This window comes from Alcanivorax sp. IL2 (genome assembly GCF_047495475.1).
In the GTDB taxonomy this organism is placed as follows: domain Bacteria; phylum Pseudomonadota; class Gammaproteobacteria; order Pseudomonadales; family Alcanivoracaceae; genus Alcanivorax.
Window position 1 is genome coordinate 1,181,989 of sequence record NZ_CP179932.1, and the last position, 24,393, is coordinate 1,206,381.

At 58.9% G+C, this 24,393-nt stretch carries 20 protein-coding genes and 1 tRNA gene; 17 read left to right on the forward strand and 4 right to left on the reverse strand.

Translation table 11 applies throughout. The features are described 5' to 3' along the window. The first annotated feature begins 2 nt into the window (after positions 1 to 2). From ACMG4N_RS05515 to tatC, 9 genes are all read left to right on the forward strand, one after another. On the forward strand, positions 3 to 2,870 hold the full coding sequence (locus tag ACMG4N_RS05515) for a hypothetical protein (protein ID WP_414433063.1): 2,868 nt from the start codon (positions 3 to 5) through the stop codon (positions 2,868 to 2,870). 772 nt (positions 2,871 to 3,642) lie between these two features. Further along, positions 3,643 to 7,602: a CshA/CshB family fibrillar adhesin-related protein gene (locus tag ACMG4N_RS05520; protein WP_414433304.1), complete on the forward strand. Its 3,960-nt coding sequence runs from the start codon at positions 3,643 to 3,645 to the stop codon at positions 7,600 to 7,602. Positions 7,603 to 7,742: 140 nt separating this feature from the next. Continuing rightward, positions 7,743 to 7,934 carry a DUF2065 domain-containing protein gene (locus ACMG4N_RS05525; protein WP_035245026.1) on the forward strand — a complete coding sequence of 64 codons (192 nt, stop codon included), beginning with the start codon at positions 7,743 to 7,745 and terminating at the stop codon, positions 7,932 to 7,934. Positions 7,935 to 7,937: 3 nt separating this feature from the next. Then, on the forward strand, positions 7,938 to 9,113 hold the full coding sequence (locus ACMG4N_RS05530) for an ATP phosphoribosyltransferase regulatory subunit (protein ID WP_300468644.1): 1,176 nt from the start codon (positions 7,938 to 7,940) through the stop codon (positions 9,111 to 9,113). Positions 9,114 to 9,259: 146 nt separating this feature from the next. After that, a complete protein-coding gene (locus ACMG4N_RS05535) occupies positions 9,260 to 10,552 on the forward strand; it encodes an adenylosuccinate synthase (RefSeq protein WP_035245022.1) in 1,293 nt (430 codons plus the stop codon). 262 nt (positions 10,553 to 10,814) lie between these two features. Continuing rightward, positions 10,815 to 12,968, forward strand: a complete 2,154-nt coding sequence (locus tag ACMG4N_RS05540) for a PhoX family protein (protein ID WP_414430297.1) — start codon at positions 10,815 to 10,817, stop codon at positions 12,966 to 12,968. A 171-nt stretch (positions 12,969 to 13,139) separates the two neighbouring features. Next, a complete protein-coding gene (locus ACMG4N_RS05545; protein ID WP_272961570.1) occupies positions 13,140 to 13,367 on the forward strand; it encodes a Sec-independent protein translocase subunit TatA in 228 nt (75 codons plus the stop codon). Positions 13,368 to 13,372: 5 nt separating this feature from the next. Beyond that, positions 13,373 to 13,660 (forward strand): Sec-independent protein translocase protein TatB, encoded by a 288-nt coding sequence (gene tatB, locus ACMG4N_RS05550; RefSeq protein WP_272961569.1) that lies wholly within the window; start codon positions 13,373 to 13,375, stop codon positions 13,658 to 13,660. Further along, positions 13,657 to 14,391: a twin-arginine translocase subunit TatC gene (tatC, locus tag ACMG4N_RS05555; protein ID WP_035245018.1), complete on the forward strand. Its 735-nt coding sequence runs from the start codon at positions 13,657 to 13,659 to the stop codon at positions 14,389 to 14,391. Before tatB ends, tatC begins: the two co-directional genes overlap by 4 nt. Before the next feature lie 72 nt (positions 14,392 to 14,463). On the opposite strand, the gene ACMG4N_RS05560 is transcribed toward tatC, so the two are convergent. Next, positions 14,464 to 14,691 carry a hypothetical protein gene (locus ACMG4N_RS05560; protein WP_035245017.1) on the reverse strand — a complete coding sequence of 76 codons (228 nt, stop codon included), beginning with the start codon at positions 14,689 to 14,691 and terminating at the stop codon, positions 14,464 to 14,466. An 83-nt stretch (positions 14,692 to 14,774) separates the two neighbouring features. Further along, positions 14,775 to 14,861: transfer RNA gene (locus ACMG4N_RS05565), tRNA-Leu, on the reverse strand. 130 nt (positions 14,862 to 14,991) lie between these two features. On the opposite strand from ACMG4N_RS05565, the gene rnr reads away from it, so the two are divergent. Beyond that, positions 14,992 to 17,409 carry a ribonuclease R gene (gene rnr, locus ACMG4N_RS05570; RefSeq protein ID WP_414430296.1) on the forward strand — a complete coding sequence of 806 codons (2,418 nt, stop codon included), beginning with the start codon at positions 14,992 to 14,994 and terminating at the stop codon, positions 17,407 to 17,409. Between the two features lie 132 nt (positions 17,410 to 17,541). After that, positions 17,542 to 18,306, forward strand: a complete 765-nt coding sequence (rlmB, locus tag ACMG4N_RS05575) for a 23S rRNA (guanosine(2251)-2'-O)-methyltransferase RlmB (protein ID WP_414433064.1) — start codon at positions 17,542 to 17,544, stop codon at positions 18,304 to 18,306. 125 nt (positions 18,307 to 18,431) lie between these two features. Here rlmB and ACMG4N_RS05580 read toward each other — a convergent pair whose 3' ends face one another. Both ACMG4N_RS05580 and ACMG4N_RS05585 read right to left on the reverse strand, forming a co-directional pair. After that, complete coding sequence (locus ACMG4N_RS05580) at positions 18,432 to 19,016, reverse strand: hypothetical protein (protein WP_414433065.1); 585 nt, start codon at positions 19,014 to 19,016, stop codon at positions 18,432 to 18,434. Positions 19,017 to 19,053: 37 nt separating this feature from the next. Then, positions 19,054 to 19,788 carry a hypothetical protein gene (locus ACMG4N_RS05585; RefSeq protein ID WP_414430294.1) on the reverse strand — a complete coding sequence of 245 codons (735 nt, stop codon included), beginning with the start codon at positions 19,786 to 19,788 and terminating at the stop codon, positions 19,054 to 19,056. A 287-nt stretch (positions 19,789 to 20,075) separates the two neighbouring features. On the opposite strand from ACMG4N_RS05585, the gene rpsF reads away from it, so the two are divergent. From rpsF to alr, 6 genes are all read left to right on the forward strand, one after another. After that, positions 20,076 to 20,417, forward strand: coding sequence for a 30S ribosomal protein S6 (gene rpsF, locus ACMG4N_RS05590; RefSeq protein WP_035245010.1), 342 nt, complete (start codon positions 20,076 to 20,078; stop codon positions 20,415 to 20,417). Between the two features lie 2 nt (positions 20,418 to 20,419). Then, on the forward strand, positions 20,420 to 20,734 hold the full coding sequence (gene priB, locus ACMG4N_RS05595) for a primosomal replication protein N (RefSeq protein WP_297769819.1): 315 nt from the start codon (positions 20,420 to 20,422) through the stop codon (positions 20,732 to 20,734). 15 nt (positions 20,735 to 20,749) lie between these two features. Next, the gene (rpsR, locus tag ACMG4N_RS05600; protein WP_035245006.1) at positions 20,750 to 20,980 is read left to right on the forward strand and encodes a 30S ribosomal protein S18; all 231 of its coding nucleotides are present in this window, start codon (positions 20,750 to 20,752) and stop codon (positions 20,978 to 20,980) included. 15 nt (positions 20,981 to 20,995) lie between these two features. Beyond that, positions 20,996 to 21,448 (forward strand): 50S ribosomal protein L9, encoded by a 453-nt coding sequence (gene rplI, locus ACMG4N_RS05605; protein WP_297769824.1) that lies wholly within the window; start codon positions 20,996 to 20,998, stop codon positions 21,446 to 21,448. 261 nt (positions 21,449 to 21,709) lie between these two features. Continuing rightward, on the forward strand, positions 21,710 to 23,104 hold the full coding sequence (dnaB, locus tag ACMG4N_RS05610; protein WP_035245003.1) for a replicative DNA helicase: 1,395 nt from the start codon (positions 21,710 to 21,712) through the stop codon (positions 23,102 to 23,104). Between the two features lie 90 nt (positions 23,105 to 23,194). Then, a complete protein-coding gene (gene alr / locus ACMG4N_RS05615) occupies positions 23,195 to 24,256 on the forward strand; it encodes an alanine racemase (RefSeq protein ID WP_414433066.1) in 1,062 nt (353 codons plus the stop codon). The last annotated feature ends 137 nt before the right edge of the window (positions 24,257 to 24,393 follow it).

Below are 24,393 nucleotides of genomic sequence, written 5' to 3' on the forward strand. Positions count from 1 at the left end.
GGATGAAAGTGACGCGCAAGTCTCTGGGTATAGTATTGCTGCTGTTGACTGCCGTGGCAGTTAAGGCGGCGGCACCGACGGCGGGAACTGTTATCAAGAATCAGGCATCGGCCAGTTACCGGGCCTGTCTGGATGATGACTGTTCTGTGCTGGCCGAGACCCAGCGTGTCACCTCCAACCTGGTGGAAACTCTGATACAGGCTGTGCCCGGCATCGAACTGGTCAGCGCGCAAAGCAAGCCGTCGCTGCCGGGGGGTGTGGTGTATTTCCCCCACACCCTGACCAATACCGGTAATGGCCGGGATCGCTACCAGCTCTGCCTGGGCAGCATTGATGCGGATGTCGCTGCCTGGTCTGTATTCCCGGATGCCAATGGCGATGGTCAAGCGGACAGCGGCGCCCCCCTGTTTACCCATACTGATCCCGATGGCTGCTGGGATTCCCCGACCCCGGACTTGTTGGCCGGTGACAGCTTTGCGCTGGTCATCGAAGCCGAGGTGAGCGGCGTGGCCATTAGCGGGCAGTCCCTGTCGCTGGACGTCACCGCTACCAGCAACAGCAATGCCGCCCTGACGGCAGCCAATACCGACACCATCAACCTGATCGAGGGGCCGGTGCTGGAAGTGGTCAAATCCCTCAGTGTTCGCCAGGGTCGCTCGCCCTCAGGGCCGGTTACGGTGACCCTGGCCTATCGCAATCCGTCCGATCAGGTTGCCACCCAGGTGGAAATCGAGGATCTGCTGCCGCAGATTTCCGTGGACGGTGTAAATGCGGGAATGACCTATGTGCCGGGTTCGGCACGCTGGACTGTTAGCGGCGCCACCGTGCTGACCGATGACGGTGACGATGGCAGCCAGGGTAGTGCCCCGGACCTGATCGATTACTGTGCCTACGATACCGGTGCGGCAAACAGCGACTGCCATGATCGGGTTCGTGCTGTCATTGCCCAGCTGCCACCGGGAGCGGTGGGTTCCCTGGCCTTTGACGTCAATATTGATGCAGGGCTGGCCGCCGGCGACCGGGTGCGCAACCTGGCAACGCTGAATTATCAGAATGGCGACGGCAGCAATGCCTTTGGGCCCTTTGATAGCAACACCGTGGATTACCGGATTATCGAGCGAGCTCTGCTGCCCGCCGTGGTGGCCAACAACAGCGAATCCGATAGCCTGACCGGCGAGGATGATAGTAGCAACACCGGTAACCGGGTGGAGTTGGCCAGCCTGGGGCAGGGTGGAGTGGCATCGTTCAGCAACGTGATCTGGAACCGGGGCGATGGCGAAGACACTTTCGATGTTCTGGTGGACCCGGCGGAGGATCGACTTGGCGCGCCTCTGGCTGCCCCTTTCCCGACGGGAACCGTGTTCCAGTTGTACAAAAGCGACGGTGGTACGCCATTGGTGGATACCGATGGCAATGGTGTCGCTGATACCGGGCCGATCCCGCTGCCGGATGCCGGCGGCCAGTGCCCGCCCCGCTTCGTGACCGACAGCATTAACTTGGCCTGTGGGGTGCGCGTGGTAATGCAGGCCACCCTGCCTCCGGATGCCCTGGGCGGTCCCTTTGAAGTCACCAAAATAGCGCGTTCTGTCACCGACCCTCAGGTCACTAACGCGGTCAGCGATATCCTCCTCAGCATTCTCGCCAACAGCGTGGATCTGACCAATGATGTGCCGGTGAATGGCAGTGCCCCCGGTGAAGGAGCGGGCCCGGAGGCGGCGCCGGTTCAGACAGTTAATGTGGCCCCGGGGGAACAGGCCATACTGCAGCTGGTGGTTAATAACACCGGCGCGCGGCAGGACTCTTATGTCCTGGCGGTCAGCGACATGGATTTTGCCCCCGGGCAGTTACCAGCAGGTTGGCAGGTGAGTTTTTATCGCGACGGTGGCAACGACGATTGCAGCTCACTGGGCGCGGTGCTTAACAATACCGGGCTGATCCCTGCCGGCGACAACCGTCAGATCTGTGCCCGGGTAATCGCACCGGCAAACGCACAGGGAGGCGATGCCCTCAATCTGTATTTTCGCGCATTGTCGCCGACCAGCGGCGCCAGCGATATCAAGCTGGATGCTGTCGCCGTGGTGGCCGGACCCGCCTTGGCCCTGACCCCGGACCAGGTGGGACAGGTAGAGCCGGGAAGCTCGGTGGTTTATACCCATCAACTGGCCAACACCGGCAATGTACCGCTCAGCAATGTGCTGCTTTCGGGCACCCCGGATGCGGCGTCCGACAATGGCTGGTCCGTGGTGCTCTATGAAGACAGTAACGGCGATGGTGTCTGGGGCCCGACAGATACGGTAATCGGAGATGGCGTGGCACTGCAGACGGCTGGCGCCGATGGCGTTCTGGATGTGGGTGAAAGCCTGGCTATTTTTTCCAAGGTGTTTGCTCCGGCCTCCGTGGCCTACGGCATCACCAATGTGAAAACGCTCACCGCTAACGCTGAGGGCGCCAGCCAGAGTGTTAGCGATTCCGCAACGGATACCACCACAACCAACAATACCGACGTGGCCATCACCAAGGAGCAAGCCCTGGATGCGGATTGCGATGGTATTCCCGATGGCCCTGGCGCATGCAGCGGCGACAACTGTTTTGTCTTCACTCGCTTCGAAGTGACTCCCGGCGAGCAGTGCGTCATTTATCGTCTGACCGCCACCAACACCGGCGCGGAGCCTATGTATCAGGTCATCATCAACGATCGTACCCAGCCATTCACCAGCATGTTGGCAGCAGCAACCAGCTGTGAAGCCCCGGCGGGTGTTTGCAGCGTGGTGGAACCAGCGGATGCAGCCACTGGCGATGTGTCTGCCGAGATTGGGTTGCTGGGTCCCGGCGAAGCCGCCATGCTGATTTTCGGTTTACGGGTGGAGTGATATGAATAAGCAATTGCGTCGCTACAGTCGTGAGGAAAAATTAACAGGGAAAAGGGTGGTACAAACACCGTTGCAGTACCTGTTTTTTGTAGTGGTCATGTCGATATTTTGGGGCGAGTCCTTGCAGGCCTCCCAGACCCGGACCTGGTCTGTTTCAGGTTCAGCTGCGCAGACGTCTACCGGAGGAGGTGTTACCACTGTTTCAGTATCGGCTCCTGGCGTGCAAGGTAGTAGTAGTGGCTGGGAAATTCGTGGTAACAACAATGTGAATGCACCTAATGCCTCGTCTTACTCCCCCAATGTGATTGGTGATGCCGGCTTGGAGCTGCTTTTTGTGCCAAATGGTACCAATAGCCGCCAGATTACTTTTACTTTTTCGAATCCAGTTACAGATCCTGTGCTTCATATGGATCGACTTGGTGGTCAATCTTCCGGGATCACAAACAGTTCTGCCTGGACGCTAAATACGACAGCTTCCAATGGCGCCACCGCTCTTCAGTCTGTTTCCGGTGTTGATCACTTTCGGGTTGATGCGGGTAATACGCGTCTGGTTGGATCGTTCAATCAAACTGCAAATAGTGGCTGGGGTGGCGAGTGTAGAACCTCATTCCAAAGTGGGTCCGCTTGCGGAAGCGTAAGAGTTCTGGGGACGTTTACGACGCTGGTTTTTGATGTTCGCATGCAGGGTAATGCCGGAGCCGGCGATGCTGTGGAGCTGCTTTTTACTCTCAATCAGGACCTTGGCGATGCTCCATCAGGTTACGGAAGAGCCATGCATGCTATTGGACAGAACGTTAATAGATATCTTGGTAGCGTTGCTCCGGATGATGACCCCAACGGTAATGAATTCTCCGTGTTGGCCGATAATGATGACATCAATGGTGCTGACGACGAGGATGTAATTAACGCGGCGACTTTTGTAAAGGGGCAAACAGTTTCTTTGCCCCTGCCTGTTGTTGAGCCGACAACAGGTTCCAGTTTTTTGAATGCATGGGTTGACTGGAATAGGAATGGCGTCTTTGAGAATAGTGAGCGGATAGCCAGTGACGCGATAAATAACGGAGCGGGAGATCAGGATGGGAATCCGGCTACATTAACGATAGATGTTTCTGTGCCGGCTAATGCTGTTTCAGGCGAAACGTTTTCCAGGTTTCGTTGGTCGACGCAATCAGGGTTGGGTGCTACGGGGGCCACTACAGGCGGTGAGGTAGAAGATCATCAGGTTAATGTGACAATGCAACCGCTGAGTTGCGATGTTGGTGTCTCTGATTCTCTCCAGTTAAGTGGTTCCGCATCTCGGGATGTGTCGACTCGTGAAATCACGCTGACCACTGATGTTGGCAATCAGGCAGGCACCGCGTGGTCCCAGAATCGTATAAGTCTACTTTCTGCATTTTCTGTTGAATTTTCCGTTTACCTGGGCACCAAGAATGCGGCAGGGGCTGATGGTATTGCGTTTGCCTTCCAAAATGACCCTGCTGGCAATGCTGCGACAGGGATTTTTGGCGGTGCTCTGGGGATGGGGGGGCTGAATCCGGCGGTTGCAGTCGAGTTTGACACCTTTGATAACGGCAGTGGTTACGGAGATATCGCTAACGACCATACCGCTATTTATAACCCAGAAAATTATGGAAATACGTCTGGTGGCGGCGCGGCGAGCCTTTATAGCCCTGTAGAGGATCTTGGCAATATTGAGGATGGTGATTGGCATACAGTGCAACTGAACTGGAACCCGGTTAGTAATGAGCTTCAGTATTTCTTCGATGGAAATCTTGTCAGTACGGTAAATCAGGATTTTGTGAATACGGTTTTTGGCGGTGATCCAAATGTGTTTTTCGGCTTTTCTGCCTCTACCGGTGGTTCTTCAAACTTGCAGAAAATCTGTGTCACCAGCGCGCCGCCACAGGTGCTGGTAGATTATGGTGATGCCCCAATCAGTTTTGGTGAGCCATCACATATCCTCGGCTCAAATCTGCAACTGGGTGATGAGGTGTCACCGGATGCCCTGAGCTATGACGATGAGGATGCTGCCGCTGACAGTTTCGATGATGGTGTGATCTTTCCTGGAGCGCTGCCCAATCTGACTCCCATCGAAGTCTCGGTTTCCGGTGATGATGGTTACCTGCAGGCCTGGGTTGACTGGAATGGCGACGGTGTTTTCGACGACCCACAAGAGCGTATCGCCACGGATCTGCAGGATGACGATGATGACGGCGTTATCCTGGTGACAGCGGCGCCCAGTGGCGTTGTCGTGGAAGGTGACACCTATGCCCGCTTTCGTTGGTCGTCGGTGGAGGGGCTGGATGCAACGGAAGGTGCGCCGGATGGCGAGGTTGAGGACTATCTGATTACCTCTCGCTCTGTGTCCCTCTGTGAGGCGGGCTCGTCCGCTTCCGGTGGAGGGATCGCTTCTGGTGGCAATGGCCCTTTCCGGGACGCAATCTACTGGCTGGACTGGAACTGTCTGGGGAAAAGCGTTTTCCAGACCTCGGATGTGATCCTGAAAAGCTGGGTGTACGGCCCCGTTGAAATTCGCGCCACCGTTTCGGATATCACTTCGCCGATTGAGCCTTATGTGACGGGTAGCTGGACGGGTGATCTTCTTGATGATCTTTATGTCGGGGTGAATCCCATCGGGCTGGGGAATGTTGACAATACCAACCCTTCATTCCGGATCGATTGGGAGGTTTTCCTTCAAGGTGACCCGATATCCGCGGAGATTATCATCGCCGATGCGGAAGATACGGATAATGGTGAATCCATTGTCTCCGAAACCAATGGCGGTCCATGGGAGCTATTTGCCGTTGCCCCGGGGACCAACGATCTGCAAATGCGTTTTGAAAATGGTGGTGAGAGGATGCTGTTGTCCAGTTTGCCTGGCAATGGCGTGGGCAGCTTCCTGGCAATGACCCAGGGCGTGATGACTACCAGGCATACCATCAATACCGGTGGCGGCCAGGCATTGGCGTTCGGCGTCTTTATCCAGAAAGATCACGGCGATATTGCCGGCGGCTATCCGGAAAGCGGCGGCCATTTTGCCTCCAGGGTGGCCCAGGGTGGTGGCAAGCCGACCACAGATACCGATATCAATACTATTCCTCTGGCCAACCTGGTCGCTCCTGAGCCGTATCTGGGCGTGATTCCGCCAAGTCCGGAAGAGGCGGACCAGAATTCAGCCAACGCCGATGCGGACGGTCCGGAAGAAGAGGGTGTTGCCTTCTCCTCGTTGGTGCCGGGCAGCAATGCGACTCTGGACATTATCGTTACCGAGGCCTCAGTGGGGCAGGGTTATCTGCAAGGCTGGATCGACTGGAACCGGGACAGCGATCTGAATGATGCTGGTGAGCAGGTGGCACTCAATGTGCGGGATAATGGCCCGGAAGATACCAACCCGGCGGCGGGTGAGATCCGGCTGAATGTGTTTGTCCCTCCGGGAGCCTTTGTGGGCGATACCTACGCTCGCTTCCGTTTCGCTAATAGCCCGGATGTGCCGGCGGGTGGCTTGCTGGTCATGGGCGGCGAAGTGGAAGACTACAAGGTAACAGTGGCCCCGGCGGCCACTGCCGGCCCGTTGTCCGGCTGGGTATTTGAGGACAACGGCGTTGGGGCAACAGCCCATGATGGCCAGAAAGGGCTGGATGAGCCTGGGCTGGCGAATGTGCCGGTAACCCTCTATCACGACGTGGACAATAATGGTGAATGTTCTGCCGGCGACCCAGTGCTGGCGGTAGCCACCACGGACGGAGATGGCGCTTGGCAGCTGGTGGCGGCTCTGGCGGATGTGGGCAAGAACGCCTGTCTGGTGGTGACCACTCCGAATGGTTTTCTGTCTGTCTCAGAGAACAGCGGCAGCGCCGGTGCCGGTATCAATACCGGTGCCGCCAATGACGATGTGATGACCCTGACGGTGCCTCCCACTGGCACTGTCTGGGATGGCATTTTATTTGGTGATGCCGGCTTGCCCATACTGGAGCCGGATCAGCAGGGCGTGGTAGCGCCGGGCGGCAGCCGTTTCTATAGTCACCGCTTTACCGCCCGTAGTGCAGGCAGCGTGGACTTTGCCCTGGAGGTGCCTACCACCAGCCCGGCGGCACCCGCCTGGAACGATGCGCTGTATCGTGATGACAATTGTAACGGCGAGTTGGACGGCGCGGATGCCTCCTTGCCTCTCGTCGGTGTCAATGTGACGGCGGGTGACCGGCTGTGCCTGCTGGCCAAAGTGTTTGCACCTGCGGATGCACCGGTGGAGGCGCTCCACAGCCGCCCGCTTTCCGCTACCCAGACCTATACCGGTACCGCGTTCCAGGCCACTGCGCAGGTGACAGATACGACCCGGCTGGCTGCCGGCCAGCTACAGCTGGAAAAGCAGGTGCGCAATATTGGTCCGGATGGCATCGCCAATACCGGCGATGATGTGGACGCGACCGACACCACAGCCAACCAGGCGGCGCCGGGGGATGTGTTGCGCTACCGGCTGATATTCCGTAATCAGGGAAGCAATCCTCTGACCGAGGTTATCGTCACAGACAGCACCCCGGCCTACAGCGCCCTCAATGCGGCGGCGACTTGCCCTGCTGCATTGCCGGCAGCGCTCAGCGCCTGTGCCCTGTCTGCCCCGGATGGCAGCAATGGCAGTGGCTATCAGGGTGGCCTGCAATGGCAGTTTACCGGCGAGCTGCAACCCGGCGGGCAGGGGGCTGTCAGCTATGACGTAAGGGTTAGCCAGGACTAGCCCGAAGGCCCGTTTCTGGCGCCCTGTCGGCCTGTCGATGATGGGTCGTCCGGAACCTATCTGCCGCCGGGCGACCGTGGTAGAATGCTGCAACCGGGGGCCGAGGCTCCCGGTTTTTTTGTGGCTGTCTGGCAGGAACAATGGATTTAGGCTTATTGATCAAGGCCCTGTGCCTGGTACTGGTCATAGAGGGCATTCCGCTGTTTCTGGCGCCTAATCGTGCGCGTGAGGCAGCGCTGCAGGTTGCCCGGATGCCTGGGCGAACACTGAGAATTCTGGGGCTGGTGCTGATGATACTGGGTGCCGGCCTGCTACTACTGATGCGGTCGTAAATGATGAACCAGGAAGAACAGTGGCTACTGCCCGACGGGGTAGAAGAGGTTCTCCCGGGGCGAGCCCGGGCCATTGAGCAATTACGCCGGCAGACGCTGGATCTTTACCAGCGCTGGGGCTATGAGCTGGTATTCCCGCCACTGATCGAATTCCTTGAATCCCTGCTCAACGGCGCCGGTCGTGATCTGGAACGGGAAACCTTCAAGATTACCGATCAACTGACTGGCCGTCTGATGGGCGTGCGCGCGGATATCACCCCCCAGGTGGCGCGGATGGACGCCCACAGCCTGCGCCGTTCGGCCCCCTCCCGCCTTTGCTACTGCTCCAGCGCATTGCGCACTCGCCCGGCGGTGGCTGGTGCCACCCGTCTGCCTTACCAGCTTGGTGTCGAGCTGTTTGGTCATGCCGGCAGCGACAGCGATCTGGAAGTGATGAGCCTGCTGCTGGATACCCTGGCGCTGGCCGGTGTGGCCGACCAGGTGGTGCTGGATCTTGGCCATGTGGGCTTGTTCCGCGGATTGCTGGACGCCTGCGAGTTGAGCGACGCAGAACAGAACCAACTGGAAGACATTTACGTGCGCAAGGCGCGAGTGGAGCTGGATGCCTTCCTGGCAGAACGCGATCTGCCGGCGCCTGCTGCCCACGCCCTGGCGGCTCTGCCCTGGTTGGCAGGAGGCGTGGAAGTGATTGATCAGGCTCGCGCCCTGCTGGGTGATTTCCCCGGTGCTGTGGCGGCGCTGGATGAACTGGCGGTGCTGGCCGGAGTGCTGGATGCCCGGGGTGTAAAACTGCACCTGGATCTGGGCGAATTGCGTGGCTATCACTACCACACCGGCTGTGTGTTCGCCGCCTACCTACCCGGTGAGAGCGAGCCGGTGGCCAAGGGCGGCCGTTATGACCATATCGGTGAAGTGTTCGGGCGCGCCCGGCCGGCGACCGGGTTCAGCGCCGACCTGAAAATGCTCGCGGCGCGCACTGACGCTGCTGCACTGAGTGGCATTCTGGCGGAGGGCTCCTTGCAGGATGCCGCTTTTGTTGCCCGGGTGAATGAGCTGCGAGGCACCGGTGAGCGGGTGGTCCTGGCTCTGACCGGAGCAGACAATGACCCGCAGGAACTGGGCTGTCAGCGCAAGCTGGTGTCAGAAGGCAGCGACTGGGTCATCAAGGATATCGACTGAACCCGTAGGAGCTATGCTTGCATGGCGAACCTGCTTGCGATGGCGTTTGTCATGCGAGCACGGCTCCTGCGATAAAGATCGTGCGTGCCCCGTGAAGCGGGTCGCGCGCAAGCGTTTGTTATAACTCAACACGGCAGCTAGCAATCATGGGTAAGAACGTAGTCATTCTCGGCACCCAGTGGGGTGATGAAGGCAAGGGCAAGATCGTCGATCTGCTTACCGATCAGGCCTCTCTGGTGGCCCGTTTTCAGGGTGGTCACAATGCCGGCCATACCCTGGTGATCGATGGCAAGAAAACCGTCCTGCATCTGATTCCTTCCGGCATTTTGCGCGATGACGTTCAGTGCCTGATCGGCAATGGTGTGGTGCTGGCCCTGGATGCCCTGCTCAAGGAAATCGGCGGCCTGGAAGACAATGGCGTGCCGGTGCGTGAGCGTCTGCGCCTTTCTGCCTCCTGCCCGCTGATCCTGCCGGTGCACGTGGCACTGGATCAGGCCCGGGAAGCGGCCCGTGGCAACAAGAAGATCGGTACCACCGGTCGTGGTATCGGCCCGGCCTATGAAGACAAGGTGGCCCGTCGTGGCCTGCGCCTGGGGGATGTCTATTCCCGCGAGCGCTTTGCCGCCAAGCTCGGCGAAGTGATGGACTACCATAATTTTGTGCTGCGCAGTTACTACAATGCCGAGCCGGTGGACTTCCAGAAAACCCTGGATGAAACCCTGGCCATGGGTGAGGACGTACGCAGCATGGTCACCGACGTGACCACCGTGCTCCACGGCGCCCGTGAGCGCAACGAGAACATCATGTTCGAAGGCGCCCAGGGCACCCTGCTGGATATCGATCACGGCACCTATCCCTATGTGACCAGCTCCAACACCACCGCTGGTGGCGCCGCCACCGGCACCGGTTTCGGCCCGCTTTATCTGGACTATGTGCTGGGCATCACCAAGGCCTACACCACCCGGGTAGGCAGCGGTCCTTTCCCCACCGAGTTGTTCGATGAGAATGGCCGTTACCTGGCAGAGAAAGGCCACGAGTTCGGTTCCACCACCGGGCGTGCCCGCCGTTGCGGCTGGTTCGATGCGGTGGCTCTGAAGCGCTCCATCCAGATCAACTCCATTACCGGCCTGTGTCTGACCAAGCTGGACGTGCTCGACGGTCTGGAAGAAGTGAATATCTGTATCGGCTATCAGGATGCGGAAGGCAACTCCCTCACCTGCGCCTGGGATGCGGATAGCTACGAAGAAGTGAAACCGGTTTACGAAAGCCTGCCCGGCTGGACCGAGTCCACCCTGGGTGCCAAATCCGTGGATGACCTGCCTGCCAATGCGGTGGCCTACCTCAAGCGAATCGAAGAAGTGACCGGTGCGCCCATCGATATTATTTCCACCGGCCCGGACCGTGTGGAAACCATCATCAAGCGGCACCCGTTCTCCTGACGGCTCCTTCCGTCACGTCACCGATGCCCGCCGGGCATCTGGTGACGTGACGGTTCGCGCTATTTGCGCCTTCCTGTTCTGCCCTGATTATCCCCCGCGCTGACTGTCTTTTGATAGACACATCCATGCATTGAAAATGACATGGTCTGTACCCCTTTTTGTCATTCGTTCTGCCTAACCTCGTTTGCGTACTTTCACCGACTCAGTGGCCGGTACGTCCGGCTGCAGGCAGGCAACGAAAACAGACACAGGGAGAACAGAGATGGGCCACCATCCCGTAGAAGACAGCAACCGTTCCGATAACACCACCATCAACACTGTGCTGGAGCAGCACCTTTCCCGTCGCCAGATCCTGCGCGGCGGCGCTACCGCTGCCACCATGGTGGCAGGTGCCAGCCTGGTGGCCTGTGGTGGCGACAGCAACAATCGTAATGGCGGTGATGCGGGTAGTGAGACGCCTGCCGAGTTGGGTTTTGCGGCGGTGCCGCGGTCACTGGAGGATCGGGTGGTGCTGCCTGATGGCTACCAGGCCAGTGTGCTGATCGCCAAAGGTGATGCGCTGTTTTCCGATATCGCGGATTACCAGAACGATGGTAGCGGTGAGGACTTCGACAAGCGTTCCGGCGATGAGCACGACGGCATGGAGTTCTTCGGCCTGGGGGCTGCGGGTGTCTGGGAGCCGAATGCCTCTGAGCGTGGCGTGTTGTGCATGAATCACGAGAATCTGGAAGATGACACCCTGCATGAGAATGGGGTGACCGATGCCGCCGATAACGGCGGTGCCCGTCCGCAGGTGGAGATTGACCGGGAAATCCTCGCCCATGGTGTGGCGTGTCTGGAAGTGATCAAAGAGGATGGCCAGTGGCGTTACGTCAAGGATTCCGCATTTAACCGTCGTGTTACCGGTGCCACTGAAGCGGTGATTTCAGGCCCCTGCGCAGGCCATGACGCCTTGAAAACCAAACTGAGCCCTGCCGGCGACAAGGGCTTTGGCACCCTCAATAACTGCGCCAGCGGCCGCACTCCCTGGGGCACCTACCTGACCTGTGAAGAAAACTGGTTTTCGTATTTCAATCGCAACGACGCGTCTGATGCGCGCAGTGCGGTCGAGAATGACCTGTTCGCGCGCTACGGCATGGGGCTGGTGAGCAAAGGGTTTTCATATCGGGAATGGGACACCGTTGCCGGCGACATGTACCAGCGGTTCAATATCAGTGTCATCGGTGCCACGGCCACGGATGATTTCCGCAATGAGCCGAACACCTTTGGCTATATTGTGGAGGTGGATCCTTTCGATACCGCCAGCAAACCGGTCAAGCGTACCGCCATGGGCCGCTTTGCCCATGAAGGCGCCATCTTTGCTCCCGCCGAAGCCGGCAAGCCGCTGGTGTATTACATGGGCGATGATTCCCGCAACGAATATCTCTACAAGTTTGTCAGTGCTGCCAGCTGGGATCCCGCTGACGTGGGTATGGGAACCACTGCGGGCAACAAATATCTGGATGACGGCAAGCTGTATGTGGCGATCTTCAACAATGACGGCACCGGCGAGTGGAAAGAGCTGAGCTTCGGAGTGAACGGGCTGGATGCAGCGAATCCCCTTTACCCCTTCTCCAGTCAGGGTGATGTAATTCTGGCGACCCGTCTTGCCGCAGACCATGTTGGTGCGACCAAGATGGATCGCCCGGAGTGGGCGGCGGTCAACCCGATGAATGGTGAGTGCTACCTGACCCTGACCAACAACAACGGCAGAAACCGTACCCCGGATACCGTTGATGGCGTCAATCCGCGCACCTATGGCGGCTCGGGCGGTAACCCCAATGGTCACATTATCCGCTGGCGCGAAGAGGGTGGCGATCATGCCGCCACCAGCTTCGATTGGGATGTGTTCCTGTTCGGCGCCCCTGCCGACAAGGATGCTCAGAGCATCAATCTGTCCGGCCTGACCGCCGACAATGATTTCTCCAGCCCGGATGGTTTGTACTTCGACCAACGTGGTCTGTTGTGGATTCAGACCGATGATGGCGCCTACCGCGATACGGTGAATAACCAGATGCTGGTGGCTATACCGGGCGAGGTCGGTGACGGTGGCATGCTTACCTTTACTAATGATTTTGGTGCTGAGGAAAATACCACCTTCGTTGGCAAGGATGCATCGGCGGTGGACCTTCGCCGTTTCCTGGTCGGCCCGAAAGGCTGTGAAATTACCGGTATCACCATGACGCCGGATGCCCGCAGTCTGTTCATCAACGTGCAGCACCCCGGCGAGGGTGGCTCTGCCGCCAACTTCAACACGGATGTAAGCACATGGCCAAACCCGAATGGTGATGCCTTGTCATTGGGCAATGGTGTCAGCCGTCCCCGTTCTGCCACTATCGTGATCACCCGTGAAGATGGTGGTGAAATCGCACTGTAAGTCGGCAATCTAACGAAAAAAGCCGCCCACATTGTGGGCGGCTTTTTTCGTTCCGGGTTGTGTTTTTTAAAGTCAAAGCGTCACTGAGATAGCGCGTTGCTGTCATCGCGGAGTCATGCGGAGTCGGGACAATGTTCGTCATATCCCATCAGACAAACGCAGGTGAAAAACATGCTTTCCGGTATCAGCCTCTGGCAACTTCTTATTGTTCTGGTCATCGTCATCATGCTGTTTGGTACCAAACGAATCCGTAGTCTTGGTTCTGATCTGGGAGGCGCTTTCAAGGGCTTCCGGGATGCGGTCAAGGATGGCGAGAAAAGCCTGCAAGCGGAACAGGAGGATTCGGCGTCATTGGTGTCCAGTGATCTGGACTCTCAGAAAGACACCATGCGGAGCTGAGAGTCATGCTCGATTTCGGGTTCATGGAAGTGCTGCTGGTCTGTGTGATCGCGCTGGTGGTGCTGGGGCCGGAAAAGCTACCCAGGCTGGTGCGCACTCTGGGGCAGTGGCTGGGTAAAGGCCGCGCGATGATGAAGCAGGTGCAGCAACAGCTGGAAAGCGAAGCGCGCAATCTGGATATGAAAGAACGCCGTGACAAGATCCAGCGAGAGTTGGCGTTATTGCAACAAGAGCCTGTCGATAAGCCCCCCATGGAGGAAAATGGGTCGGCGAAGAAAATGGAGTCATCATGAATTCCATGCCGCTGACCCGGCATTTGCTGGAACTGCGCCAGCGACTGTTGCGCTCAGTCGTTGCTGTTGTGTTGATTTTCATCCCCTTGTTCATGTTTGCCGGGGACATTTATACCCTGCTGGCGCAGCCGTTGATGCAGGCGCTGCCCGAAGGCGGCAGCATGATCGCCACTGATGTAACCGGGCCTTTTCTGGTGCCCTTCAAGTTGGCGTTGTACCTGAGCATGTTATTGGCCATGCCGTTTTTACTGCACCAATGCTGGAGCTTTGTATCACCAGGGCTTTATCGGCGTGAGAAGCGTTTTGCGCGCCCGCTGTTGTTTGCCAGCGTGCTGTTGTTCTATTTCGGTGCCGTGTTCGCCTGGTTTGTGGTCATGCCGCTGTTGTTTGCGTTCTTTATCTCGGTGGCCCCGCAAGGGGTGGCGGTGATGACGGATATCGGTGCCTGGCTGGGGTTCACCATGACATTCGTGATGGCTTTTGGCATGGCCTTTGAGTTGCCCGTGGCTGTGGTGCTGCTGGTAGCGTCGGGAATTGTCACGCCGACAGTTTTGGCCGGTGGGCGGGCTTATGTGGTGGTGGGGTGTTTCGTGGCGGGCATGTTGCTGACGCCGCCGGACATTATCTCCCAGAGCCTGCTGGCGATCCCCATGTGGGTGCTCTTTGAGGTGGGGCTGCTGTGTTCGCGCTGGGTGGAGCCGATGGCGGATGACAGTGAGGCGCTGTCCTGACGGGGCTCACGCAGGGTGTGGGGTCTAGATCACGCGGAGCCTGTCGGCAGGGGCGCTGCCAGGGCCAGCTGGTTACTTCCTGCGGCGGGTAATGATGATCAGTGCCACGGTGATGCCGATGACTGCCGCCGGAAACACTAGCAGGTAGCGTTTGCGATTGGCTTCTTTCTCGCGCTGGGCATCAGCTTGCTGAATAGCGGGGTGTTTGGCGCTGCCATCGTCGGCATAGGTGGCAACCGGCGCCAGGAACAGACTGGTGGCCAATACGAAGGCTGCGATCATGGAACGTAGGATATTCATGGCTTTCTGCACCTTGGCTCTGGGACGGCTGGCGGTGTTTGACCTGAAACAAAAAAGGGCCCCCGTTTGGGAGCCCTTTGAATTGGTGCCGAGGAGAGGACTTGAACCTCCACGGGGTTGCCCCCACTAGCACCTGAAGCTAGCGTGTCTACCAATTTCACCACCTCGGCGTTTCGTGCTGTACCGAACCCTTCAATATAAGGTAAAGTTGCTTACCGTTTCCGGCCGGTTCATCGCGAAAGCGCGTGCATTCTAGTATATGATGGCCGGATGTCAAACCCTCTTTCCGAAAAAAATTTAATGCCCCCTAAAAAACGTTACCGTGACCCCCATGCCGATCGTGAGGCCGAAAACTACGAAAACCCTGTTCCCAGCCGGGAACTGATCCTTGAGGTGCTCAACGACCATGGCAAGCCCATGGAGTTCGAGCAAATCGCCTCCCTGCTGGAGGTGGACGAGGATGGTGAAGTCGGCCTCGAACGTCGTCTCAAAGCCATGCTGCGTGATGCCCAACTGGTACAGAACCGCAATGGCAAGCTGGGCGTGGTGTCCCGTATGGACCTGATCGCCGGCCGAGTTCAGGCTCACAAGGACGGCTTTGGCTTCCTGATTCCCGATGACAAAACCCAGAGTGACCTGTTTCTGGGGCCTCGCCAGATGGAAAAAGTCCTGGATGGGGATCGGGTGCTGGTCAGCGATGCCGGCTATAACCGCTTTGGCAAAAAAGAAGCCCGCATCGTAGAGATCACCGAACGGGTTGCCACCGAAGTGGTCGGCCGCTACTCCCGCGAGGCCGGCATCAGCTTCTTGCAGCCGGAAAACCGGCGTATTACCCGTGAAGTGCTGGTTGAGGACAAGAATGGCCTCAAACCCAACCCGGGTGACCACGTACGCGCCACGATTACCCAGTACCCCAGCCGTGACCACCATGTGCTGGTGCGTCTGGAAGAGATTATTGCCACTCCGGATCAGGCTGGCATGGAAATCGAGGTGGCCCTGCGCCGTTTCGAGATTCCTCATGTCTGGCCGGACGGTGTGGAAGCCGACGCCGAGCGTTTTGGCACTGGTGTGCCCCACAAGGCGAAAGCCCATCGGGTGGACCTGCGTGATCTGCCGCTGGTCACCATTGATGACGAAACCGCCCGGGATTTTGATGACGCGGTCTATGTGGAGCGCCGCCCCCGTGGTGGCTGGCGCCTGATCGTCGCCATTGCTGATGTCAGCCACTATGTGGCGCCGGGTTCTGCCCTGGATCGGGAGGCCGCTACCCGTGGCAATTCGGTGTACTTCCCCAACCGGGTGGTGCCGATGCTGCCGGAGGCCCTGTCCAACGGGCTGTGCTCGCTCAATCCCCATGTGGATCGGCTGTGCCTGTATTGCGACATGAGAATTTCCGCCAACGGTCGTCTGACCGGGTTTGTCTTCCGTGAAGGGGTGATGCGCTCGCGGCACCGCCTGACCTACAACAAGGTCGGCGCGATCATCGAAGAACCGGATTCCCAGTTGGCCCAGGACACCGTGGCCAGTCTGGACGACGAGTCCCTGGACATGATCTGGTCGTTCCATGAAATGTTCCTGGCACTGCGCAAGCGCCGTGCGGAACGGGGCGCCATCGATTTCGACAGCGATGACACCCGCATCATCTACGATGAAAACCAGAAGATTCAGGCCATTGTGCCGGTGACCCGCAATGTGGCGCATATCATGATCGAGGAGGCCATGCTGGCCGCCAACATCTGTTCCGCCAAACTGCTGGAAAAATCAGGTCTGCCGGCCCTGTTCCGTAACCACGAGCCCCCCAAGGAAGAGCGTCTCAGCAAGCTGCAGCAATTCCTGGGTGGCCTGGGGCTGAGCCTGGGCTGGTCGGAAGGCGCGCCCAAGCCGCACGTCTATCAGGATTTGCGTGAGCAGATTCTGGATCGACCGGATCGCAACGTGATTCAGACCATGATGCTGCGCTCCATGACCCAGGCCAAATACGAGGCGGAGAACAAAGGGCACTTCGGGCTGGCCTACAAGGCCTATACCCACTTCACCTCGCCGATTCGCCGTTATCCGGATTTGCTGGTACACCGGGCCATCCGCTTCCTCATTCGTAGCGAAGGTGAGCCCAATCACGTGGACAATCCCGGCAAACTGCCGAAGATTCCCGCTGAGAAGCTGATTCCCTACAGTCAGGCAGACATGGTGGCCATCGGTGAGCAGTGCTCCATGACCGAGCGCCGGGCTGACGACGCCACCCGCGATGTGGTGTCCTGGCTCAAATGCCAGTTCATGGAATCGCATATCGGTGACGTCTTCGAGGGTGTCATCAGCGGTGTTGCCAACTTCGGTCTCTTTATCCAGCTCAATGAGCTGCATATTGATGGCCTGGTGCACGTGGCCAACCTGGATAGTGACTACTACCACTTCGACGAGGTCAATCTGACCCTCACCGGGGAAAGCAGTGGCCGCAAATTCGGGCTCGGCGATGGCGTCACCGTGCGAGTGGCGGCAGTCCATACCGAAGACCGCAAGATCGATCTGCAGCTGGAATCCTCCACCCCGTCCGGCAAGGGGCGTCCCAAGGGCGGCAGCAAGAAAGGCGGTGGCGGTAATCGCAGAGGCGGCAACAGCGAGCGGGAAAAGCTGGCCAAGGGCGATATCCCCAAAGCCAAGCCCAAACGCAAGGGGCCGCCGCGCGGTAAAAAAGCGGCCCGGCGTAGCAGCAAAAGCTAGGCCCTTCTCTGCAGGAGCGAGCCTGCCTGCAAGTGACCCCCGGTCCCGGTGGCGTCGTTTGTGGTCAGGCTCCCCTGATCCCCTATTTGCCCGGGCGCGCCGCGTGCGGGTGTGATGCGTGCAGGCGTTATCATGAGCAAACCCCAGAAACCCCAGATGTATTCCGGCTTCCACGCGGTGGAAGCCCTGTTGCGGCATCGTCCTGAGGCGGTGCTGGAGCTGTTTGTACAAGACAGCCGTGCCGAGCGGGAGGAGCCTCGGCTGGCCGCCATGATCCAGTCTGCCAGGGACTTCGGCATTGCGGTACAGCGGGCGCGTCGGGAGGTGCTGGAAAAACACGCCGGTCCCCAGCATCAGGGCATCGTGGCCCGGGCGCGGCCGCGCAAGCCCGGCGATGAGAGTGGCCTGCTGAAGTGGCTGGATGGCAAGCCCGAACGCCCCTGGCTGTTGATTCTGGAAAATGTCACCGATCCCCATAACCTGGGGGCTTGCCTGCGCAGTGCCGATGCGGCCGGAGTCGATGCGGTGATCGTACCGCGCCGCAACGCCGCCGGGCTCACTCCGGTGTCCTGTCGCACGGCGGTGGGGGCAGCGGAAAGCCTGTCCTATTACGAGGTGGGCAACCTGGCCAGTTTGCTGGATCAGCTGCGCGAAAGGGGCGTCTGGGTGGTGGGCACTGCACTTGAAGAGCGCAGTGAATCCTTGTTTGCGTTCCAGCCCCCGAATGCCCTGGCAGTCGTGATGGGCGCGGAAGGTGCCGGCCTGAAGCGCCTGACCCGGGACAAGTGCGACCAGCTACTGGAAATCCCCATGGCCGGCGAGGTGCAGAGCCTGAATGTGTCCGTGGCCACGGGGGTGATGCTGTTTCATGTGCGCGCACAGAGGGAAAGCAATTAATAGTTAACAGTGAGTAGTTGCGCGAGCAACGGCTTTGGTTTTTCTCAACGCAAGAGGCCGCGACCCAAGGATGGGCGCGGCCTCTTGCGTTGGCAAAACCACGAACCAGCATTGCGAGTTATTAATTATTCACTATTAACTATTAATTGCCTTTCCAGCGTGGGTAGCGGCAGCGGGGTGCGGCTGACGGACAGTTCCCGCTGGATGCGCACGTTGTCCTCCAGCAGTATTTCCGGAATGTCATCGTCAAGGTTATTGGGCAGAGCGCCGGGGACACTGAGAGCCTTGTCGGCCAGCTTCTGGCCGGGCAGTGGCGCCAGCGGAAAGCTGATATGGGTGGTGCGGTTATAGCGAATCGGTTCCCGGTATTGCGGCTGCACATAGCCATCGGCATTGCGCACGGCGGTGTCCAGATCCTCCGGGCCGGTGACATGGTGCCAGTCATTGGGGCTGCTGGGTCGGGGTGGGGCGATGGATTCGCCGCGGGCCAGTCTGGCGGTCAGGCGGCTCTTGCGCTGTTGCCAGGCCAGCAGATCGGTGACGAACTGGTCCTGGCGATTGTACTCATGAATGTCCGGTCGAGGCCCCAGTGCCTGCTTCAGGGCCTGTTGCTGGGGTTGGCTCAGCCCGCTGCTGCCGGCGGCCGCTGCCATCGTCGGCAGCAGCGGCCCTAGCAGGGTCACCAGGATGATTAAGCGGATCAGGGACATGGCGTGCTCCGGGGCCTCTTTCACATCTGCGCGCGGGTCAGGGCGAATTCTCGCAGCCGCTGCTCAGGCAGCTTTCCACTTCAATGAGGCCGGTGGTCAGCACTGACTCATTGTTCACATCCAGGTAGAGCATCAGATTGCCGTTGCTGGATATCTCGACGATGGCATTGGGGTTGCCGGCCATCTGGGTGGCCAGGTCTGCCTTGCGCTCTTCGCCAAACAGGTTTCGGTAAAGCTGTTCGGTGAGCAGGTTCCAGGCTTCGCCGCCATCGTTCAGCCCGTTTAGCTGCATGCCGACGATGGTCATCGGCAGCACCAGCGGGGTGTCTGACCCGGCGTTGCCGAGAAGGGTGCGGATATGCTCTCCGGACAGGGAGTTACCGGGCAGGGCCGGCAGGCCAAAACTCTGTGACGTGGAGCGGTTATACCAGGTGCGATTGCGCTGGTAATCAATCGGGCTCAGGCGCTCGGTGCGGGCCAGGGCGCTGTCCAGGGTTTCCGGTTGGTCGATGACAGTGGGGTCGCTGCTGGCCACCGGGTCGGGCTCATAATCCTGCGGGCAGGCTGCCTGATGGTTGGCTTGCTGACGATTGGCCTGCTTGTACTGCATCACCTGCAGCAGGAAGTCCGAGTAATCCGGGTAATCCTCAAGAGCCGGTTTGTCCGGCACGGCCACCGGGCTGCCACAGGGTGGCGGGGCCGATTCCTGGGCGGACAGGGGACTCAGCAGGCATAGGCTGCACAGGCCGAAGGCCAGAGCGCTAAATTTCATGGTCGTATCCCGTTCTTGTTGTTTTCCCTTTTATTTCAGGGATTTAGGGTTAACGACGCTTCTTGTAAGCGTTTGTAGCGTTTTGTTTCTACTGAGCATACGTCCGTCTTTACCGGATGGCAACGGATATGCCTTGAGGAAAGGGCGTGCAATGGGATAGAATCGCGCGCTTCCTGCGTCCTATAGGCTTTAGCCTGTCGAGCAGGTCTCCTTGCTTCACCGTCCAGCATCTGGCGGATGGGAAGCTGAATTGATGCCGTGAGGTATCGCAACCGTAAGGAGCTAACATGCGTCATTACGAAGTTGTGTTCCTGGTTCACCCGGACCAGAGCGAACAGGTGCCGGCCATGATCGAGCGTTATAGCGCGATCGTGACCGATGGTAAGGGCACCATCCACCGTCTTGAAGATTGGGGCCGTCGTCAGCTGGCTTACCCGATCAACAAGATCCACAAAGCCCACTACGTGATGCTGAACATCGAATGTGACGGCGAGACCCTGGGCGAGCTGGAAAACACTTTCCGCTTTAACGATGCCGTAATCCGTCACCTTGTGATTCGTTGCGACAAGGCGGCCTCCGAGCCGTCCCCGCTAGCCAAGAATGACGAGAAGGAGGGGGCTGCCAGCTGATTTTGGAAAGCAATCGCTGTGAACTCACTGGTGTGATTGTCACTTTGGAAAAAGTGATAGTGACGCCGGCAGGGGTACCGCGCCAACGCCTGTGGCTGGAGCATCGCTCCCGGCAACTGGAAGATGGCCATCCCCGCGAAGTCCAGGCCCGCATTGCCGTGATACTGGCAGGTGGGATGACCCGACAGGCGCAGAGCCTGAAAGAGGGTCAGCGCATTAAAGTTACCGGTTGCCTGAGTCGCGCCGGTTACAAAGGTGACGCCCGGGACCGTTTGCAATTGATTGCCCAAACGCTGGACACCCTCAACCAGGATTAAAGAGGAGATTATCCAATGGCCCGTTTTTATCGCCGCCGCAAGTTCTGCCGCTTTACCGCGGAAGGTGTTGAGTACATCGATTACAAAGATCTCGACACCCTGAAAGCTTACATCACTGAAACCGGCAAAATCGTGCCCAGCCGTATTACCGGCACCAAGGCACGCTACCAGCGTCAGCTGGCCTCTGCGATCAAGCAGGCCCGCTTCCTGGCGCTGCTGCCGTACACTGACAGCCACGACAATTAAGCCGAGGGGACCATCATGCAAGTGATCCTGCTGCAAACGATCAAGAACCTGGGTGACCTGGGTGCTGTGGTGGATGTGCGTTCCGGTTACGGTCGTAACTTCCTGATTCCGCAAGGTAAAGCGTTGCCGGCTACCAAAGGCAACCTGGCCGAAGTGGAACAGCGTCGCGCCGAGCTGGAGAAGCAAGCTGCCGAGCAGCTGGCCGCCGCCCAGGAACGTGGTGAAAAACTGAACGAAGCCAGCGTGACCGTGACCTCCAAGGCCGGTGACGAAGGCAAGCTGTTCGGTTCCGTGGGTACCCGCGACATCGCCGACGCCATTACTGCTGCCACTGGTGTGGAAGTGGAAAAGGCCGAAGTGAAGCTGCCCCACGGTGCTCTGCGTAACACTGGTGAGTACGACATCGACGTGGTTCTGCACGCCGACGTGACCGTGACCATCAAGCTGGCTGTGGTTCCTGCCGAGTAATCGACAGTTGACCGACAACCGGTTTGCCCCTTGCGGGGCGCGGTGACAGAATTAGGGCATTGTCCGCAAGGGCAGTGCCCTTTTTCGTTTAGTGACAAGTTGAAAGTTCAAAGTGGAAACGCGAGCCAATCCGGTGACAATTTCAGGGTTGCTGGCCGCGTTCAGGGCGTTGGCGCGGAGAGACGTTTAGAATGGCGCTTTCGCCCCCTGTCGCGTTGCAACTTTTAACTTTCAACTTTCTCCTCTTATGTTGGTTGCCCCATGAATGATGCCCTGTCGCTGGATAAACACCTGCCGGAAAACCTCCGGGTCCCCCCCAATTCCCTGGAGGCGGAACAGGCCATTCTGGGTGGCTTGTTGCTGAATAACAGCGCCTGGGATGATGTCGCCGAGCGGATCAGCACGGAAGATTTCTATCGCAAGGAGCATCGCCAGATATTTTCCGTCATCGGGCAACTGGTGGAAGAGGAAAAACCCTGTGACCTGGTCACCGTGTCCCAGGCGCTGACCCATCTGGACCAGCTGGATGATGTGGGCGGCATGAACTATCTGTCAGAGCTGGCCCGCAATACGCCCAGTGCGGCCAATATCAACGCCTACGCAGATATCGTGCGTGAGCGCAGCATCCTGCGGCAGTTGATCCATGTGTCCCAGGATGTCACCAAGAACGCGTTCACCCCCCAGGGCCGCAAATCCCTGGAGATTCTTGATGAGGCGGAATCGGCGATTTTCCGCATTGCCGAACAGCAGAAGAAAGGGGCGGGCCCGCTGGACATTAAAACCGTGCTAAAAAAGGCGGTGGACCGCATTGATGAGCTCTACAAGCACAAGGGGTCGCTGACCGGTCTGACCACCGGTTTCGAGGAGCTGGACAAGATCACCTCCGGCCTGCAGCCCTCCGACATGGTGGTGATTGCTGCGCGTCCTTCCATGGGTAAAACCACCTTTGCCATGAACCTGTGCGAGAACGTGGCGATCAAGAACGGCAAGCCGGTGCTGGTGTTCTCCATGGAAATGCCCGCCGATGCCATCGTCATGCGGATGCTCTCGTCCCTGGGCAGAATCAATCAGAGTTCGATTCGCTCCGGTAACCTGGACAAGGATGATTGGCCGCGCATTACCTCCGCCATTCATATGCTCAGTGAGCAGAAGATTTTCATCGATGACACTGCGGCCCTTAGCCCGCTGGAAATGCGTGCCCGGGCGCGCCGGGTTGCCCGGGAATGCGGTGGTGAGCTGGGCCTGATCATGGTCGATTACCTGCAGCTCATGCAGGTGCCCGGCGTAGAAAACCGGGTCAACGAAATTTCCGAGATTTCCCGTAACCTCAAAGGGCTGGCCAAGGAAATGAACTGCCCGGTACTGGCCCTTTCCCAGCTCAACCGCTCCCTGGAGCAGCGTCCCAACAAACGCCCGGTAATGTCCGACCTGCGGGAATCCGGGGCGATTGAACAGGATGCGGATCTGATCGTGTTCCTCTATCGCGATGAGGTCTACAACAAGGAAACTAACGAAAAGGGCGTGGCGGAAATCATCCTCGGCAAGCACCGGAACGGTCCCATCGGCACCGTGCGCCTGGCGTTCCGGGGTGAATTCCTGCGCTTCGATGACTTGGCACCGGAATACTATGCGCAGCTATCAGCCATGGATGAATAAGACGCTGGACGCTGGACGCCGGGTACCGGACGCGACGTTCCATTCTTTCGGCGTCGGGCGTCCGGCGTCCAGCGTCAGGCGGTATTGTCCATGAGAGGAACCCGTATCGAAATCCGCCCCGGGGCGCTCAGGCACAATGCGCGGCGGGCCAGGACCCTGGCAGACGGTGGCGAGGTGTTTGCCATGATCAAGGCCGACGGATACGGCCATGGTCTGACACTGGCAGCAGATGCCCTGGCAGGAGAGGTGGACGGCTTCGGGGTGGCGGTGCTGGAGGAAGCCCGTGCCCTGCGTGAGCATGGCATCAGTGAACCGATTCTGGTGGCGGAGGGTTTTTTTGATCGCGCAGAACTTGAGCAGGCCAGGGCCTTGTCTCTGGAGATGGTCGTGCATTCCCCCTGGCAGGTGGCGCTGTTGCGAGATAACCCCGGCCCCCTGCGCCTGTGGCTGAAGCTGAATACTGGCATGAACCGCTTGGGACTACGTCCTGATAGTGCTTTGCAGGCCGCCGAGCAATTGGCCGCTGCCGGCATGAACCCGGTGGGGGTGATGAGCCACTTTGCCTGCGCCGACGAAGCCGACGATGGTCGCACTGATACACAGATAGCACTGGCCGCTGAAGTTGCAAATAGCCTCGGCGTGCCTCTCTCAGCGGCGAATTCGGCAGCCCTGATCCGTTACCCCCATACCCGTGCCCAGCGGGTGCGGCCGGGCATCATGCTGTATGGGTCGTCACCCTTCGACTGGCAGAGCGCCGCGCAGCTGAATTTGGCGGTAAGCCACCGTTTCAGCGCCCGGCTGATCGCCATCAATGAGATTCAGCCGGGTGACACGGTGGGTTACGGTGCCACCTGGACCGCAGCCCGGCCCGGCCGGATCGGCGTGGTAGCTGCCGGTTACGGTGACGGTTACCCGCGTCATGCACCCAGCGGCACTCCTGCCGCCGTCAATGGCCAGCCCACGGTGTTGGTGGGGCGTGTCTCCATGGATATGCTGACCATCGACCTGCATGGCATTGAGGCTGATATCGGTGACGAGGTTGAGCTGTGGGGAGACCTCGTGGATGTGGATCAGGTTGCCCGCGCCTGTGGCACCATCAGCTATGAATTGTTCTGTCAGATTACCGGCCGGCCGGAACGAATCATCGCCTGATTCGCGCAGTCGGTATCATGCGAAGCCGCTGTAGGAGCGCCGCTTGAGGCGCGAAAACCAAGTGCGATTTCACCACAGAGAACACAGAGCTCTCAGAGAAAACCGGCTTATCCTCAGTTATCTCTGTGTCCTCTGTG